This window comes from Pedococcus sp. P2_F6 (genome assembly GCF_056403675.1).
The window spans coordinates 50813-67391 of sequence record NZ_JBFUEZ010000005.1 but is presented as its reverse complement, the minus strand read 5'-3'; the positions used below and the strand labels follow the sequence as shown (position 1 = coordinate 67391).

Annotated in this window: 13 protein-coding genes; 8 read left to right on the top strand and 5 right to left on the bottom strand. The window is 71.0% G+C overall.

Translation table 11 applies throughout. The features are described from left to right. The first annotated feature begins 96 nt into the window (after window positions 1-96). On the top strand, window positions 97-2040 hold the full coding sequence (locus AC1DWP_RS15470) for a S53 family peptidase (RefSeq protein WP_477615381.1): 1944 nt from the start codon (window positions 97-99) through the stop codon (window positions 2038-2040). A gap of 164 nt (window positions 2041-2204) precedes the next feature. Here the strand turns inward: AC1DWP_RS15470 and AC1DWP_RS15465 are convergent, their stop codons facing one another. The 4 genes from AC1DWP_RS15465 to AC1DWP_RS15450 form a co-directional block, all read right to left on the bottom strand. Beyond that, the gene (locus AC1DWP_RS15465; RefSeq protein ID WP_477615380.1) at window positions 2205-2831 is read right to left on the bottom strand and encodes a hypothetical protein; all 627 of its coding nucleotides are present in this window, start codon (window positions 2829-2831) and stop codon (window positions 2205-2207) included. 152 nt (window positions 2832-2983) lie between these two features. Further along, window positions 2984-4351 carry a transaminase gene (locus tag AC1DWP_RS15460; RefSeq protein ID WP_477615379.1) on the bottom strand — a complete coding sequence of 456 codons (1368 nt, stop codon included), beginning with the start codon at window positions 4349-4351 and terminating at the stop codon, window positions 2984-2986. Window positions 4352-4430: 79 nt separating this feature from the next. Further along, on the bottom strand, window positions 4431-5348 hold the full coding sequence (locus AC1DWP_RS15455; RefSeq protein ID WP_477615378.1) for a TIGR03086 family metal-binding protein: 918 nt from the start codon (window positions 5346-5348) through the stop codon (window positions 4431-4433). Next, complete coding sequence (locus AC1DWP_RS15450) at window positions 5348-6325, bottom strand: aminoglycoside phosphotransferase/kinase family protein (RefSeq protein ID WP_477615377.1); 978 nt, start codon at window positions 6323-6325, stop codon at window positions 5348-5350. The genes AC1DWP_RS15455 and AC1DWP_RS15450 overlap by 1 nt, the downstream gene beginning before the upstream one ends. 79 nt (window positions 6326-6404) lie before the next feature. On the opposite strand from AC1DWP_RS15450, the gene AC1DWP_RS15445 reads away from it, so the two are divergent. From AC1DWP_RS15445 to proB, 6 genes are all read left to right on the top strand, one after another. Then, window positions 6405-7157 (top strand): TIGR03936 family radical SAM-associated protein, encoded by a 753-nt coding sequence (locus tag AC1DWP_RS15445; RefSeq protein ID WP_477615376.1) that lies wholly within the window; start codon window positions 6405-6407, stop codon window positions 7155-7157. A 169-nt stretch (window positions 7158-7326) separates the two neighbouring features. Further along, window positions 7327-10536 (top strand): Rne/Rng family ribonuclease, encoded by a 3210-nt coding sequence (locus tag AC1DWP_RS15440; RefSeq protein ID WP_477615375.1) that lies wholly within the window; start codon window positions 7327-7329, stop codon window positions 10534-10536. A gap of 198 nt (window positions 10537-10734) precedes the next feature. After that, complete coding sequence (gene rplU, locus AC1DWP_RS15435) at window positions 10735-11043, top strand: 50S ribosomal protein L21 (protein WP_140741724.1); 309 nt, start codon at window positions 10735-10737, stop codon at window positions 11041-11043. Between the two features lie 36 nt (window positions 11044-11079). Beyond that, window positions 11080-11349, top strand: coding sequence for a 50S ribosomal protein L27 (gene rpmA / locus AC1DWP_RS15430; protein WP_179420401.1), 270 nt, complete (start codon window positions 11080-11082; stop codon window positions 11347-11349). A gap of 202 nt (window positions 11350-11551) precedes the next feature. Next, complete coding sequence (gene obgE / locus AC1DWP_RS15425; protein ID WP_477615374.1) at window positions 11552-13084, top strand: GTPase ObgE; 1533 nt, start codon at window positions 11552-11554, stop codon at window positions 13082-13084. A gap of 10 nt (window positions 13085-13094) precedes the next feature. Beyond that, the gene (gene proB / locus AC1DWP_RS15420) at window positions 13095-14219 is read left to right on the top strand and encodes a glutamate 5-kinase (protein WP_477615373.1); all 1125 of its coding nucleotides are present in this window, start codon (window positions 13095-13097) and stop codon (window positions 14217-14219) included. A gap of 36 nt (window positions 14220-14255) precedes the next feature. Here proB and pdxY read toward each other — a convergent pair whose 3' ends face one another. After that, the gene (gene pdxY / locus AC1DWP_RS15415) at window positions 14256-15107 is read right to left on the bottom strand and encodes a pyridoxal kinase PdxY (RefSeq protein WP_477615372.1); all 852 of its coding nucleotides are present in this window, start codon (window positions 15105-15107) and stop codon (window positions 14256-14258) included. An 89-nt stretch (window positions 15108-15196) separates the two neighbouring features. On the opposite strand from pdxY, the gene AC1DWP_RS15410 reads away from it, so the two are divergent. Continuing rightward, a complete protein-coding gene (locus tag AC1DWP_RS15410) occupies window positions 15197-16477 on the top strand; it encodes a glutamate-5-semialdehyde dehydrogenase (protein WP_477615371.1) in 1281 nt (426 codons plus the stop codon). Window positions 16478-16579: the final 102 nt, after the last annotated feature.

The following is a 16579-nucleotide window of genomic DNA, read 5'->3' as shown; positions in this document are numbered from 1 at the left end:
GGGACCAACCCCCGGTGTCGAATGAGACCGCTCCACCTGCGGGCGGCCGAGACCCGGCTGCCCCGGGCCACTCGTCCCGGAGGTCTGATGTCACGAATGTCGAGAACCGCCTGCGCCGCACTGGGCGCAGCCGCACTGGTCACTGCCGCAACCGCCGGATCCGCCCTGGCTGCCACGTCGGGGCCTCACGCCCTGCCCGGCAGCGTCCCGTCCTGGGCCGTCGCGAAGAACCGCGCCGCCAGCACCGACGGCACCCAGCAGGTCACGTTCCGCGTCTACCTCAACTACCGCGGAGGTGACGCGGCCGCGGCATACGCCAGCTCCGTCTCGACCCCCGGCAGCGCCAACTACAAGAAGTTCCTGACCCCGGCGCAGTTCCGCGCCCAGTTCTCGCCCGTGCAGGCCGACGTGAACAGCGTCTCGGCGTGGCTGAAGAGCCAGGGCTTCTCGATCGGCACGACCCCCGACAACCGCAAGTACGTCGAGGCCACCGGCACGCTCGCCCAGGCGGCCGCCGCCTTCGACACCTCCTTCGCGGAGTACCGCACCGAGGGCAAGGTGGTGCGCGCCAACGCCTCGGCGCTCAAGGTCCCCGCGAGCCTGACCGCCGTCGAGGGCGTCGTCGGGCTCGACGAGTCGCAGACCCTGGCCCACGCGGACAAGGTCACCCCAGGACCGGACCTGTTCCGCAACGCCGAGCCGACGAGCGCCTACTGGGGCGAGAAGACGGTGCAGAACACCCCGACGCCGGACGGCACCGCCCTGCCGGCCTCCCCGAGCGCCTTCGCGCCCAAGGGGTATGCCGGGGCGCAGCTCCAGGGCCTGTACGGCATGACCGGGGCGATCGGCTCCGGCAACGACGGCCGGGGAGTCACGGTCGGCATCATCGACGCCTACGCGTCGCCGACGATCCTCCAGGACGCCAACACCTACTCGGCCGCCCACGGGCTGCCGTCCCTCAACGGTCACTTCACCCAGGTCGTGGCGCCGGGCACCTACAACCGTCCCGAGAACCCCAGGCAGGACCCCCAGGGCTGGGCCGGTGAGGAGACCCTCGACGTCGAGGCTGTCCACACCATGGCTCCGGGAGCCGACATCACCTACATCGGCGCCCCGAACAACTACCGCGACATGGACGCGATCATGAACAAGGTGGTGGACAAGCACCTCGCCGACATCGTCAGCAACTCCTACGGCTACGGCGGCGAAGCACTCCCGGCCGGCACCATCAAGCCGTCGTTGGACACCCAGATCCAGGCGGCCGCAGAGGGCATGACGCTGTTCTTCTCCTCCGGCGACAGCGGCGACGAGACCGGCGGGGTCGCGGGCGCCACCCCCAGCCCGGACTGGCCGGCCTCGAGCCCCTACGTCACGGCGGTGGGCGGCACCAGCGCCGGCGTGTCCCAGGCCAACGGTCGAGTCTTCGAGCTCGGCTGGGAGACCGCCAAGGGCACGCTGAACAAGACCACCACGACGTGGAACACCCCGGCGTTCCTCTACGGCAGCGGCGGCGGCACCTCGCGGCTGTTCGCCCAGCCTTCCTACCAGGCGGGTGTGGTCCCTGCGGCCATCTCGCAGACCTACGGTGGCGGCGCGATGCGCTCGGTGCCCGACGTCGCGGCCCTCGGAGACCCCAACACCGGCATGCTCGTCGGTGAGACCCAGACCTTCCCGGACGGGTCGCAGCAGTACTCCGAGTACCGCATCGGCGGCACCTCGCTCGCCTCGCCGCTCTACGCGGGCATGTTCGCGCTGGCCCAGCAGAAGGCGGGTCACGCGTTCGGTCTCGCCAACCCGGTGCTCTACGGAGCCCGCAGCACCAGCATCGACATCACCAAGTCCGACATCGCGGCCTACCCCGGTGACGTTCGCTCCGACTACGTCAACGGCGTCGACGCCGGCGACGGCTACGTCTACAGCGCTCGCTACTTCGACCGTGATGACGCCCTGACCATCCACGTCCGCCCCGGGTACGACGACGTCACCGGCGTCGGCGTCCCCAACGGACAGGCGTGGTTGAACGCGGTCGCTTCCTCCTGACCGCGCGCGCCGGCGGGTGGGGCCCCTTCACCCTCTCGTCGGCGCCACCCCCTGGCTCCTCGTGCGGAGAGGGTCAGGGTATGCCGCCCGCTCACCCAGGCTCAGCGCCTGAGGTGGGCGGGCGGCGTACGTTCCGCACGGGGGAGGGAGGGTCGGCGAGCCGGTCAGCTCATCGACATCCCGCCGGCTGGTGCGCTGGCGAACCACGGGGAGTGCAGGTCGAGGTAGCGCATGTCCCTCACCTGGGCCATCTCGTCCTCGAACTCGCGACGACGGTCCTCGGGCATCTCCTTCTTCTCGCCGACGCGGGCCTCCTCCTCGCTCCGGAACGCGATGGTCTCGGTGAAGAAACCGTCCTCGTCGATCGCGATGGTGCCGCCGATGATCTCGGGACGCTGCTCCTGGAGCATGTCCATCGGCTGGTCCATGAAGCGCCGGAACCGCTCGGTGTCACTGAGCCGGCCCTGCATGACCTGCACGAAGCCCGCGTCGTCCGAACCGCCGTTCAGGAACATCTGCGCGTTGTCGCAGTCGTGGAAGGTGACGTCACCGTCGAAGCACTCCTGCATCTTGGTGAACCACTCACCCTGCTCGGGCCTGGTGGAGTTCCTCGCAGCAGCCTCCCGGCTCTCGAACCGGACCACGCCCACGAACTCGTTGTCGTCGGTCATGCCGTAGGTCCCCCCGAGCCAGCCCTCGGCCGTCGGTCCCAGCTGCTCTCGCCACTCGTCGGTCAGCTGGTGCATTCGGTCCGCGTCCCGACACTTTCCCTGGATGATCTGGATGAACACCTCGAAACCCTCCGCTCTCTGCAGGGGCCGCTTCCCACTGAAGTGGTCCACCTGACGAAGTTACGCCGGGGCCGCTGCCACGTCACCAGACAATCCGGGCCGTGCGCCGAGCGGTCGGCCMGGCCWGGCCGACCGCGGGGCGAGGACCGTGGTCACGCGAAGAGGGCCCCCACGACCTCGCGGAAGGTCGCGGTGTGCAGGTCGACGTCCGCCCGGCTCGTCTCGGGGCACATCAGGGCCATGTTGTGGAAGGGCGTCATGAGGATGCCCCGGTTGCACATCGCGAGGTGCAGGTAGGCATCGAGCACGTCGTCGGCGGCCGCTGCGGACTCTTGACCGCTACCGGGTGCGGGACGCGCGAAACGGTACTCCGCGCGGGCGCCGAGCTGGCTGATCGACCAGGGGACATCGAGCTCGTCGAGTGTCGCCTGGACGCCGGCGGTGAAGGCCGTCGCCAGCTCGGTCATGTGGCTGAACGCGTCGGGCGTGAGCACCTCCGCGAGCGTGGCCCGCATCGCCGCCGTCGACAGGGCGTTGCCTGCCAGCGTGCCGCCGACGCCACCCACGTCGACGATGTCGGCGTCGCCGGCATCGGTGTGACGGGTGACCGCATCGGCGACCTCTCGGGAGATCCCGTAGGCGCCGCAAGGGATCCCGCCACCGATCGACTTGCCGATGACGAAGATGTCCGGCTCCAGATGCCATTCACGGGTCGCGCCACCCCACCCGGCCGAGAACGTGTGCGTCTCGTCGATCATCAACAGGGCGCCGTACCGGGTGGCGAGCTCGCGGAGCCCGGCCAGGAATCCCTCGTCGGGCAGCACTATCCCGATGTTGGTCAGGGCGGGCTCAGTGAGGATCGCGGCGACGTCGCCGTGGGCCAGCACTGCCTCGACCGACGCGAGGTCGTTCCAGGTCGCGACGCGGGTCGTGAGATCGAGGTCGACCGGGGGAGCGACGTTCCCTGGGCGACTCTGCGCCTTGCCCTCGGGACCGGGCAGGGCGAACGCCTCGTCCACCGAGCCGTGGTAGCAGTAGGCGAACACCAGCACCTTGGGCCGGCCGGTGGCGAGCCGTGCCAGCCGGATCGCCCAGCGGTTCGCGTCGGTCGCGGACAGCGTGAAGCTCCACAACGGCATACCGAAGCGTCGCTCCAGCTCGGCGCCCACCCACTGGGCGTCCGCGGTCGGGAGCATCGTGGTGATGCCGCCCAGGTCGCCGGCCCGGCGCTGGACGGCGGCCACGGTCGCGGCAGGGGAGTGGCCGGCCATCGCGCCCGTGTCGCCGAGGGTGAAGTCGACGTAGGTGTGGCCGTCGACGTCGGTGACCCGGTTGCCGGTCGCGCGGTCGAGGTAGAGCGGGAATCCGCCGGACCACATGTTCATCCAGGTCATCGGCACGCGGCCGAAGAGGTTGTCGGCCTCCTCGAACAAGGCGCTGCTGCGGGGGTGGTTGTCGGTGTATGCCGCCTGCTCACGGTTCAGGAGCGCGGTGAGCCGGGCGCGGTCGAGGTGGGCCATGCGGCCACGCTAGGACCCCGGGCGGGCCGGTCGCAGGCGAGTGCGGATTCCGTTGCGGTGCGTAGTCAGCGGTGCGTGGTCAGCCCTTGACGTACGACAACTTCTCGCAGATGCGCCCGTCGCGGAAGCGGATGACGTCCACGCCGCGGACATGGCCCGGTGTGCCGTCGTCGTTCGTCCAGGCGTAGGACCAGCGGAACAGCGCCCGGTCACCGGCGACGAACTGCTCCTCGGTCGTGAAGACAGGGTCCGTCGTCTCGGCGAACATCCGTGTCCACACGGCGCGCACGGCATCGGCCCCCTCGTGGCGGACCCCGTCCGGCGCCGGCCCCGTGGCCTCGAACACGCAGTCCGGTGTCATCTCCAGCAGGGCCGCGTCCATGTCACCGTTCCCGAACGCCCGCAGGAAGCGTGCGGCGCAGGCATGGTTGGGGCCCCACTCCGAGTCGCGTCCGAAGGTGGCGAGCAGGTCGGCCTGGGACCCGCCGTGGGAGATGGCCCGTGGCGCCACGGCGCCGACGCTGCGGTAGGCCTCCTCGCGCTCGGCGAACCAGCCGGCCACGCCCGCCACGAGGGTCGGGTCGAGCCGCCGGTCCGTCCCGGTCGCCGCCGACAGGTCCCAGGAGTGGATGAGGTGGTCGGAGGCGAGCTGCCAGACGTACTCGGCGACGTCGGTGTCGCCGAAGGACAGGGGAACCGTGCCGCCCCGGGGGAGCCGCTCGGCGACGGACGTGGTGGCTGCCTTCGCCGCATCGATCGACCGCGCCACCGGCTCGTCGCCGAGCAGGTCGCCGTCGAGGCGGTCGCCCACCTCCTGGATCGTGCCGCCCTCCAGGAGGGCAGCGGTCCACAGGTCCTCCGACGTCACGTGGTTGACCAGGTCCCGCACGCTCCACTCGCTGCAGGGGGTGGGGGAGTCCCACTGGTCGTCGCGGACCGCGACGACGACGTCGGCCCAGCGCTCCACCGTGCGGTGGTACAGCGTGTTGAGATCCATCAGATAGCTCCGCTCTGCAGTGCCGTTCTGGTGGCCCGTACCCACCAGTCGAGGTCCGTCCTCTCCCGGGCCCGGATCGCCCGGTCCGGGTGCTCGACCGCGTCGAGCGCCTTGTTCCACCCCAGCCAGACCATGGCCGACAGGAGCCCGAGGTGCATGGTCCGGTCGTCGCATGCCTCGCCGGCCGCTGCCCGATACCAGCCGATCAGGTCCTCCCTCGTCGCCTCGACGACCGAGGAGCACCCGGCGACGAACCTGGCGATGTCGAGGGCTCCCGGTCCCTGCGTCGCCATCGCCCAGTCCAGGAGGACGAGGTCGTCTCCCTCGAACGCCATGTTGACCGTGGCCAGGTCACCGTGGGCCAACGTCGACGGCGAACGGTGCAGGGCGGTGACGAGCGGGGTGGGGTCGTCGAGCAGGCCGAGCACGGGGTCAGCGACGTCGGGCGGGACGGCATCGGCGAACAGCTCCCATCCGCGCAGTGCCAGGCGCATGAGCTCGACCTCGGCGACCCGGGCCTCCCGGATGCGTCGCGGGGTGAACAGCGTCACGACGAGGTCGAGCGGAGCCAGTCCGGGCGGCGCCTGGCCGAGAAGGGCACGGTGGAGGGAGGCGACTGCGGTCATCGTCTGTGCCGCCTGCTCGGCCGAGAGCCGGTCCTCCCACGTCAGGACGCGGTCGCCGAGGTCCCGCAGCACCAGGACCGTGCTGTCACCCTCGACCCAGCCGTCCACCACGGCGTGACCGATGCCCGGGGGCAGCCGGTCGAAGGTGCCGTCACGCCACAGGACGTACTCCGGGGAGAGCCCACCGCCCGTCATGGCCAGGGTCACGTCGTGTCGGGGGTCGACCCGCTTGACCACGAGCGCACGCCCGTCCCGGAGCCGGACCCGCTCGAGCCCCGCTCCCGACTTGCCCACGTGGTCCGAGACCACTGTGCGTTCCACGACGTCGCGCAGGACGTCGCCCGCTGCCACGAGTCCACCGTGGCACGGAGCGCAGCCGCCCACCATGGCCCGATGGAGCCACTCAGGAGCCGGTGCCTAGGCTTGCCCCATGGCCAGGCAGCGCGTTCCCGAAGGACCCCCACCCGCCCTGGCGGTGCAGAAGCTGCGGATCCGGTACGCGAAGCGGGGTCGGCTGCGGTTCTCCTCCACCCGTGACTTCCAGCGTGCCCTCGAGCGTGCCCTGCGCCGTGCGGGGGTGCCGATGGCGTTCTCGGCCGGCTTCCACCCGCACCCCAAGATCAGCTACGCGAACGCCGCGCCCACCGGGACCGCCAGCGAGGCCGAGTACTTCGAGATCTCGGTGACCGAGAGGGTCGACCCCGAGTCCGTGCGTCGGGCCCTCGACGAGGCGCTGCCCGAGGGGTTGGATGTGCTCGAGGTGGTCGAAGCGGCCCCCGGTGCGCTCGCGGACCGGCTCCAGGGCAGCGACTGGGTGATGGACTTCTCGGGGCTCACCGTCGAGCAGCTCCAGCAGGCCGCCGACCAGCTCCTCGCGCTCGACCGGGTCGAGGTCACCCGCACCTTCAAGACCGGTCCGAAGACCTTCGACGTGAGATCGGCCGTCGTGTCGATGACCACGGAGCCGTCGCAGCGCCCCGACTGTGCGATACTGCGGGTGGTTGTACGGCACACCACACCGGCCGTACGCCCCGACGACGTCCTGACCGCGCTGCGAGCAGCCACGGAGCTCACGCCACCGACACCACCCCTGGTGACCCGACTGGCGCAAGGCCCGCTGCGACCCGCAACCGCTGGGGTGGCTGATCCACTGGCTGCCGACAAGAACGACGACGGCGCCTGACCTGGTGCCGCGCGACCTGCGCGAGCCTTGACGGGCGTAGCCCACCCGACTTCCGTGTCGACGGCACCCGCCACCGACACGACGCAACACCGCGCACCACGTGGCCGATGGGAGAGTCCTCCGGGACTCTCGGTGTGGCCTTCGCCCGTGGGTGACGGAAGGGCGCCGAATGGCCTCCAACGAAGACCTGTTCACCTCAGACTCCTCAGGCACCTCAGAGGGCCCAGACACCTCGGGTACCTTCGCGCAGGAGCCTGCTGCGGACGCTGGCGTCAGCGCCCCGGCACCAGCCCGCAAGCGTGCACGACGGGCGACCAAGAAGGCGTCCGCACCGGAAGCTGTCGAGGTCACCGACTCGGGCGCAGCCGTCGTCGCGCAGGACGTCCTCGCCCTGGACGCTGCCCTCGGCTCCACCGAGACGGATGCCGCCGACACGACCGAAGCTCCGGTCGCGGCGAGGAAGACCGCCACCAAGTCGGCCACCAAGAAGACTGCGAAGAAGGCCACCGCGAAGAAGGCGGCTCCCAAGAAGGCCGCCAAGGCCACCGCCGACTCCCTTGCCGCCGACGTGGAGCCCGCCGTCGACGGGACGGCCATCGGCGAGACCACCGACCTGAACGCGGTGGACGCCGAGCCTGCCACCCCCGCCCCCAGGACGAGGTCGCGTCGGGCCACCCGCGCCACGGCCGAGCCGGCGCTCGACGAGACGATCGACGACGAGGCCACCGAGGCCACCGAGGGCGAGACGCCCGAGGACGAGACTTCCGAGGACGAGGCCGCAGCGACTGCCGCTGCCGTGCCGAGCTTCGGCGTGGTGTTCCAGGCGCCGGACCCGGCAGCGGCCCGGCCGACGCGCCGCCGCGCGGCCACCAAGGCGGCGGGACCGCCGCAGGTCACGGAGGCAGCCCCGGTCGCCGAGCAGGACACGACAGGCGAGGCAGAGCAGGCCGATGGTGCAGCCGAGGTCGGCGAGGTGCAGGACGCACCCGCACCGCGCCGCCGCCGCGGCCGTGGGGCCAGGCAGCAGGGCGGCGCCCAGGGCGACGCAACCGCCCGCGAGGACGCCGACACCGCCGAACGCACCGAGGACGCCGCGCAGGCCGACCAGGGTGGGGACGGCCACGCAGGCGACGACGACTCCGAGGGTGGTTCCGAGGGCGGTCGCCGTCGGCGCCGCCGCGGCGGCAAGGGCCGCGGCCGTGGCCGAGGTCAGGGCGACGCCGACGCCGCTGTTTCCTCTGAGGACGACGACGAGCCCTCCTCCGAGGGCCCCGACTCCGATGCCCTCGACGACCAGGGTGGTGACGGCGACGCGTCGTCGAGCCGTCGTCGTCGTCGCCGTCGCCGCAGTGGTTCCTCGGCCGAGGGGGACGACCCGCCCGGCACCGTGACCCGCGTGCGCGAGTCCCGCCGCGACGAGCCGCAGAGCGTGAAGGGCTCGACCCGCCTCGAGGCCAAGAAGCAGCGTCGCCGCGAGGGCCGCGAGGCCGGCCGTCGTCGCACGATCATCACCGAGGCCGAGTTCCTCGCCCGTCGCGAGAGCGTTGAGCGCGTCATGGTCGTCCGCGAGCGTGAGGGCCGCACCCAGATCGGCGTGCTCGAGGACAACGTCCTCGTCGAGCACTACGTGTCGCGCGAGAGCAACGCCTCGATGGCGGGCAACGTCTACCTCGGCCGGGTCCAGAACGTGCTCCCGTCCATGGAGGCTGCCTTCGTCGACATCGGCAAGGGCCGCAACGCCGTGCTGTACGCCGGTGAGGTCAACTGGGATGCCGCGGGGCTGGAGAACAACCAGCCCAAGCGCATCGAGAACGCCCTCAAGTCCGGTGACACCGTTCTCGTGCAGGTCACCAAGGACCCGATCGGTCACAAGGGCGCCAGGCTGACCAGCCAGATCTCGCTCCCGGGCCGTTACCTCGTCTACGTGCCCGAGGGCTCGATGACGGGCATCTCCCGCAAGCTCCCCGACACCGAGCGCAGCCGCCTCAAGGGCATCCTCAAGGAGGTCGTGCCGGACACCGCCGGCGTTATCGTGCGCACCGCCGCCGAAGGGGCGAGCGAGGAGGAGCTGCGCGCCGACGTGGAGCGACTCACCAAGACGTGGGACAAGATCAAGGGCAAGGCCGACTCCAAGGGCAAGGCCAAGGGCGGGTCGCCGTCCCTCGTCCACGGCGAGCCGGACCTCACGGTCCGCGTCATCCGCGACGTCTTCAACGAGGACTTCACCTCCCTCGTGGTTGCCGGCGACCAGGCCTACGGCGAGGTCAGCGACTACCTCGGCGACGTCGCCCCCGACCTCGCCGAGCGGCTCCAGAAGTGGACGTCCGAGGAGGACCTGTTCACCCACTACCGCGTGGACGAGCAGATCGCCAAGGCCATGGACCGCAAGGTCTGGCTGCCCTCGGGTGGCTCCCTGGTCATCGACCGCACGGAAGCCATGACGGTCGTCGACGTCAACACGGGCAAGTTCGTCGGCTCGGGGGGCAACCTCGAGGAGACCGTCACCAAGAACAACATCGAGGCGGCCGAGGAGATCGTCCGCCAGCTCCGGCTGCGCGACATCGGCGGCATCATCGTCATCGACTTCATCGACATGGTGCTGGAGAGCAACCGCGACCTCGTGGTGCGCCGCCTCCTGGAGTGCCTGGGCCGGGACCGGACCAAGCACCAGGTCGCCGAGGTGACCTCGCTCGGCCTGGTCCAGATGACCCGCAAGCGCGTCGGGTCGGGCCTCATCGAGGTCTTCTCCGAGACCTGCGAACACTGCGGTGGACGCGGGATCATCGTGCACGCCGACCCGGTCGACCGGTCGTCCGGTGGCGACGGCCGGGACAGCCGCGACAACCGGGACAGCGGTGGCGGCAGTCAGGGTGGCGCCGGCTCGAGCGGCCAGAACTCACGCAGTGGCCGCGGCCGTCGCGGACGCTCCGGCACCTCGGCCCCTGAGGAGCAGGCCCCGCCGCAGCCGGTCCACTCCGGTCCGACTCCGGCCCAGATCGCCGCAGCCGCGCACGCGGCGGCCCTGAAGTCGGCCGACCACCACCACCACCACGACGACGACCACGACCACGCCGAGCACGACGACCTGGGTGGGCAGGATGCACCGGTCGTCGAGGTGCACGAGGACGTCGACCAGGAGCAGCCCGACCAGGCTGTCCCGGAGACTGCCTCTGAGGTTGCCCCTGAGGTTGTCCCTGAGGTTGTCCCTGAGACGCTGACGGAGCCCGAGCCGGTCCGCGAGCTCGCTCCCGAGCCCGTGGCCCTGGCCCCGAAGCGCCGCAAGCGCGGCCGCGTCGTCGCACCGGCCGGCCCGCCGCGCGCAGGCGCCGGCGACGCCGACGGCGAGCCCYCCGCGGAGGCGACGGCAGAGCAGGCCTGAGCCGTGCGGCATACCGGTGGATCACCCCTCGGTGTGCCGCACGACCGCCGGTTTGGTCGGCAAGGCCCCTAGCCGGTAATCTTCATCCTTGGTGCGCCCACCATCCGGCGTCCGCGTCTGTGTTCAGTCACAGCGCGGGTAGCTGCTGGCTGGTCCAGACAGAGAGCGCGTGCTTCCCGAAGTAGAAAAGAGTTCCACGTGTACGCGATTGTTCGCGCTGGTGGTCGCCAGGAGAAGGTTTCCGTCGGCGACGTCCTCATCATCGACAAGGTCAGCGGCAAGGCTGGCGACAGCATCGACCTGACCCCCTTGCTCGTCGTCGACGGCTCGACCGTGACCAGCGACGCTGCCAAGCTCGCCAAGGTCAGCGTCAAGGCTGAGGTCGTCAAGGCCGCCAAGGGCCCCAAGATCACGATCATGAAGTACAAGAACAAGACCGGCTACCGCAAGCGTCAGGGCCACCGTCAGCACCTGACCCAGGTCAAGATCACCTCGATCGACGCCTGAGTTTCGGACCAGAACAAGACATAGGCAGGTACTGACATGGCACACAAGAAGGGTGCGTCCTCGACCCGCAACGGTCGCGACTCGAACGCACAGTTCCTCGGCGTCAAGCGCTTCGGCGGCCAGCTCGTGAACGCGGGCGAGATCCTCGTCCGCCAGCGTGGCACGCACTTCCACCCCGGTGACGGCGTCGGCCGTGGCGGCGACGACACGCTGTTCGCGCTCGTCGCGGGCAACGTCCAGTTCGGCACGAAGCGTCGGCGCAAGGTCGTCAACATCGTCCCGCTGGAGACCTCGGACGCCAGCTGAGCCTCCGGGCGAAGCAGGAGATCAGATACTTCCGGGCGAAGCAGGAGATCAGATACCTCCGGGCGAAGCAGGAGATCAGAAACTTCGGTATGCCGCGTGGCCAGGCCGCGCGACGCACCGCACCGGAGGGGGCGGGCCCGACTCGGGCCCGCCCCCTCCACCCGTCCCACCTAGAATTCATGCCTGAGACCAGAGGAGCCCCATGACCACCTTCGTCGACCGCGTCGTGCTGCACGTCGCTGCCGGCGACGGCGGACACGGAGTGGCTTCCGTCAAGCGCGAGAAGTTCAAGCCGCTCGGAGGCCCGGACGGTGGCAACGGCGGGCGTGGCGGCAACGTCATCCTGCGCGTCGACCCGAACGCCACCACGCTGCTGGACTACCACCACCACCCCCACCGCAAGGCGACGAACGGCAAGCCCGGCGCCGGTGACGAGCGCAACGGCGCCGACGGCGGCGACCTGGTGCTGCCCGTCCCGGAGGGCACCGTCGTCAAGGACGGCGCCGGTGAGGTGCTGATGGACCTCGTCGGACTCGACGGTGAGTTCATCGTCGCCAAGGGTGGCCGGGGTGGCCTCGGCAACAAGGCCCTGTCGTCGGCCCGTCGCAAGGCGCCCGGCTTCGCCCTGCTCGGTGAGCCCGGTGACACCCTCGACATCGTCCTCGAGCTCAAGTCGCTCGCCGACGTCGCGCTGATCGGCTTCCCCTCTGCAGGGAAGTCCTCTCTCGTGTCGGTGCTGTCGGCCGCGCGACCCAAGATCGCGGACTACCCGTTCACCACGCTGGTGCCCAACCTCGGCGTCGTCCAGGCCGGTGACGCTCGCTTCACCATCGCCGACGTCCCCGGGCTGATCCCGGGCGCCAGCGAGGGCAAGGGCCTCGGGCTGGAGTTCCTGCGCCACGTCGAGCGGTGCTCGGTCCTGGTGCACGTGATCGACTGCGCGACCCTGGAGCCCGGCCGCGACCCGATGAGCGACCTCGACGTCATCGAGCGCGAGCTCGCCCAGTACGTCCCTGACGCGACCCTCGGCGGCCGACCGCTGGCCGAGCGCACGCGCATGGTCGTGCTCAACAAGTCCGATGTCCCTGACGCGAACGAGCTGGCCGACATGGTCAAGCCCGACCTCGAGGCGCGCGGCATCGAGGTGTTCCTCGTGTCCGCGGTCGCCCACACGGGGCTGCGCGAGCTGACCTTCGCCATGGCGCGGCAGGTCAAGGCCGCTCGGGCCGAGATCGAGGCCGCAGCCGCGGCCACCCCGCAGCGCATCGTGATCCGGCCCAAGTCGGTCGACGACACCGGCTTCAAGGTCATCCGCGAGAACACCCCGGACGGCGAGGTCTTCCGCATCGACGGTGAGCGGCCCACCCGCTGGGTGCGCCAGACCGACTTCTCCAACGACGAGGCCGTGGGTTACCTCGCCGACCGGCTGGGCCGGGCCGGCGTCGAGCAGGCGCTCTTCGCCGCTGGCGCGGTCGCCGGAGCCACCGTGCTCATCGGCCCGAAGGACGACGCCGTCGTCTTCGACTGGGAACCCACCCTCGTGGCCGGCGCCGAGCTGCTCGGCGCCCGCGGCACCGACCTGCGGCTCGAGGACGCTGCCCGTCCCACCCGCGACGACAAGCGGGCCGACTACGCCGACCGTCGCGCGGCCAAGACCGCCGCCCGCGACGAGCTCGCTGCCGAGCGTCGGGCCGGTCACTGGGCTACGGCGAAGGACGAGGACGCCGAGGAATGAGCGTCGAGGGATGAGCGCGGCTGACCGCCGGGGGGACGTGGCCCGCGCCCGGCGCCTCGTGGTCAAGGTCGGTTCGTCGAGCCTGACCGACGTCGGGGGAGGGGCGCTCGACGAGGAGCGGCTCATCGCGCTCGTCGACGTGCTCGCCAAGCGACGCCTCGCCGGTCACCAGGTCGTGCTGGTGTCCTCTGGCGCCATCGCCGCGGGCATCGCACCTCTCGGCCTGACCAGGCGGCCCTGGGACCTCGCGACCCAGCAAGCCGCGGCCAGTGTGGGGCAGGGAGCCCTCGTCGCGGCATACCAGCGGGCCTTTGGTGTCCACGGGCTGACGGTGGGGCAGGTGCTCCTCACGGCCGACGACATGACCCGGCGGTCGCACTACACCAACGCCCGCCGCACCCTGGACCGCTTGCTCGAGCTCGGCATCGTGCCCATCGTCAACGAGAACGACACCGTGGCCACCCACGAGATCCGGTTCGGGGACAACGACCGGCTCGCCTCCCTGGTGGCCCACCTCGTGCACGCCGACGGGCTCGTCCTGCTCACTGACGTGGACGCCCTGTATGACGGGCCGCCCAGCCGAGCCGGCACCAAGCGGGTGCCGACCGTGGTCGGGGGAGCGGGCCTGGACGTGATCGCGATCGGCGGCACGGGTTCGAGCGTCGGCAGCGGCGGAATGGTCACCAAGGTCGAGGCGGCCTCCATCGCCAACGCCGCGGGGATCACGACCGTGCTCACCAGTGCGACCCAGGTCGAGGCGGCGCTGGCCGGCGAGGACGTCGGGACGGTCTTCGTCCCCACGGGCTCGCGCCGCACCTCCCGCAAGCTGTGGCTGGCCCACGCCACGACGCCGATGGGCCGGCTGCTGCTCGACCCGGGGGCAGTGCGTGCGGTCACCGAGCGGCGTACGTCGCTGCTGCCTGCCGGGATCACCGGGGTCGAGGGCACCTTCTCCGACGGTGACCCCGTGGACCTGTGTGCTCCCGAGGGGCGCGTGGTCGGCAGGGGCTTGGTCAACTACAGCTCTGCCGAGCTGCCCGGCATGCTCGGCCGCTCGACCCACGAGCTGGCCAGGGAGCTCGGGCCGGAGTACGAGCGTGAGGTCGTCCACCGCGACGACCTCGTCATCCTGTAGGAGCCCCTGCCAGTCGGCGCTTCTGCTACTGGCCCCTCAACGGAGCCGGCTGACCTCGAACTGCAGTCGCGGCTCGGCGATGGTCTCCTGCGACTGGACCAGCTGGAGCTCTCGCTCGCCGGCGTCGAGGGTGTTCTGGAGCAGGTCGAACACGCTGCTCGACGTCCGGGCCAGGGCCACCGCCGGGTCGCCGGTCGACAGCAGGTGCGCGGTGAACAGGGCAGCCGTGACATCGCCGGAACCGTTGGCCTTCATGGCCAGTCGCGGCGTCTGGACGATCCATGCGCCGTCGTCGGTGACGGCCATCATCTCGATGGTGTCGGCGGGGGCGTCGGGCCGCTCGACGCTCGTGACCAGCACGATCGACGGACCCAGGGCGCGCGCGAGGTCAACGGAGGCCAGCGTCTCCTCGATGGTCCGAGGCTGCGTGCCCGTGAGGTAGCCGAGCTCGAACTGGTTGGGCGTGATCAGGTCGGCGGCCGGGACCACGCGCTCGCGCAGCAGCACCGGGATCGCCGGGTGCACGAAGCAGCCGCTCTTGGCGTTGCCCATCACCGGGTCGCAGGCGTAGATCGCACTGGGGTTGGCCGCCTTGACCCGCGCCACGGCGTCGAGGATCACGTCCCCGATGTCCTCGCCTCCCTGGTAACCGGACAGCACCGCGTCGACCTCGGCGAACGCGCCACGCTCCTCGACGCCCCGTAGGACTGCGCGGAGGTCGGCGGCGGGCAGCAACGGCCCACGCCACTCCCCGTAACCCGTGTGGTTCGAGAAGTGAACGGTGTGGACGGGCCAGACCTCGACCCCCAGCCGCTGGAGGGGGAAGACGGCGGCGCTGTTGCCGACGTGGCCGTAGGCGACCGAGGACTGGATCGACAGGATGCTCACGCCAGCATTCAACCAGCGTGGCGGAAAGGTCCCCACCCGGCTGCTGGACGGGCGCGTGGCGGGGTGGCCACGCGGCATACCCTTGGGGCATGGCTGAGATCGACCACGCCGCCGTCGCGCAGGTCGCCACCGCGGCCCGCGCCGCTCGCGCGGCCTCCCGCAGGCTGGCGCTGCTCTCACGGGCGGACAAGGACGCTGCGCTGCACGCGCTCGCCGATGCCCTCGACGCCGCGACCGACCGCGTCGTGGCGGCCAACGCCGAAGACCTCGAGCGCGGCAGCGCTTCCGGTATGCCGCAGGGCCTGCTGGACCGCCTGGCTCTCGACCCGCATCGGGTCGCCGCCGTGGCCCAGGCGCTGCGTGACGTGGCCGCCCTGCCGGACCCGGTGGGGGAAGTCGTCCGGGGCTCGACCCTCGCCAACGGCCTGCAGATCCGCCAGGTGCGGGTACCCATGGGCGTCGTCGGCATGGTCTACGAGGCGCGCCCCAACGTGACTGTCGACGCCGCCGGGCTGGGCCTGAAGTCCGGGAACGCCGTCATCCTCCGGGGTGGTTCGGCCGCCGAGTCGACCAACCGGGCGCTGGTCGACGTGATGCGGGCGGGTCTCGAGAGCCAGGGACTGCCGGCCGACGCCATCACCCTGCTCGAGGGTGGGCGGGACTCCGTGCGAGCGCTGCTCACCGCCCGCGGCCTGGTCGACCTGATCATCCCTCGCGGCGGTGCCGGCCTGATCCAGACAGTCGTGACCGAGTCGACGGTGCCGGTCATCGAGACCGGGGTGGGCGTCGTGCACGTCTACGTCGACGCTGCCGCTGACCTCGACAAGGCCCTGGCCATCACGGTCAACGCCAAGACCCATCGACCGAGCGTCTGCAACGCCGCCGAGTCGCTGCTGGTCCATCAGGCGGTCGCGGCTGACTTCCTGCCCAAGGTCCTGGCCGAGCTCTCAGGTGCCGGTGTGGTCCTGCACACCGACGACGCGTCGGGCGCGGCTGCTGAGGCTGCCGGGGTGGCCCACGAGGCGGCCACCGAGGAGGACTACGGCACGGAGTACCTCGCGTTGGAGATGAGCGTCCGCGTGGTGCCCAACCTCGACGCCGCCATGGAGCACATCCGGACCTACGGCTCCGGGCACACCGAGGCGATCGTGACCGAGGACCGCGCTGCCGCCCGACGCTTCACCAGCGAGGTCGACGCCGCTGCCGTCATGGTGAACGCCTCGACGCGGTTCACCGACGGGGGAGAGTTCGGGTTCGGCGCGGAGATCGGGATCTCCACCCAGAAGCTGCACGCCCGGGGGCCGATGGCCCTGCCGGAGCTCACCACGACCAAGTGGATCGTCGAGGGCGACGGACAGGTGCGCGCCTGACGCTCGGGTGTGTCCAGGGACAAGGTGAGAGCCCCTCGAAGTATGAGTTCGAGGGGCCCTCGGTGGCGATCCTCCCGGCCGCTGACAGAGCCAGCTGCTGGG

Coding starts and splice junctions, on each gene's coding strand:
- AC1DWP_RS15470 (WP_477615381.1), top strand. CDS start 97: ATGTCGAGAACCGCCTGCGCCGCACTGGGCGCAGCCGCACTGGTCACT.
- AC1DWP_RS15460 (WP_477615379.1), bottom strand. CDS start 4,351: ATGGCCCACCTCGACCGCGCCCGGCTCACCGCGCTCCTGAACCGTGAG.
- AC1DWP_RS15455 (WP_477615378.1), bottom strand. CDS start 5,348: ATGGATCTCAACACGCTGTACCACCGCACGGTGGAGCGCTGGGCCGAC.
- AC1DWP_RS15445 (WP_477615376.1), top strand. CDS start 6,405: ATGGCCAGGCAGCGCGTTCCCGAAGGACCCCCACCCGCCCTGGCGGTG.
- rpmA (WP_179420401.1), top strand. CDS start 11,080: ATGGCACACAAGAAGGGTGCGTCCTCGACCCGCAACGGTCGCGACTCG.
- obgE (WP_477615374.1), top strand. CDS start 11,552: ATGACCACCTTCGTCGACCGCGTCGTGCTGCACGTCGCTGCCGGCGAC.
- proB (WP_477615373.1), top strand. CDS start 13,095: ATGAGCGCGGCTGACCGCCGGGGGGACGTGGCCCGCGCCCGGCGCCTC.
- AC1DWP_RS15410 (WP_477615371.1), top strand. CDS start 15,197: ATGGCTGAGATCGACCACGCCGCCGTCGCGCAGGTCGCCACCGCGGCC.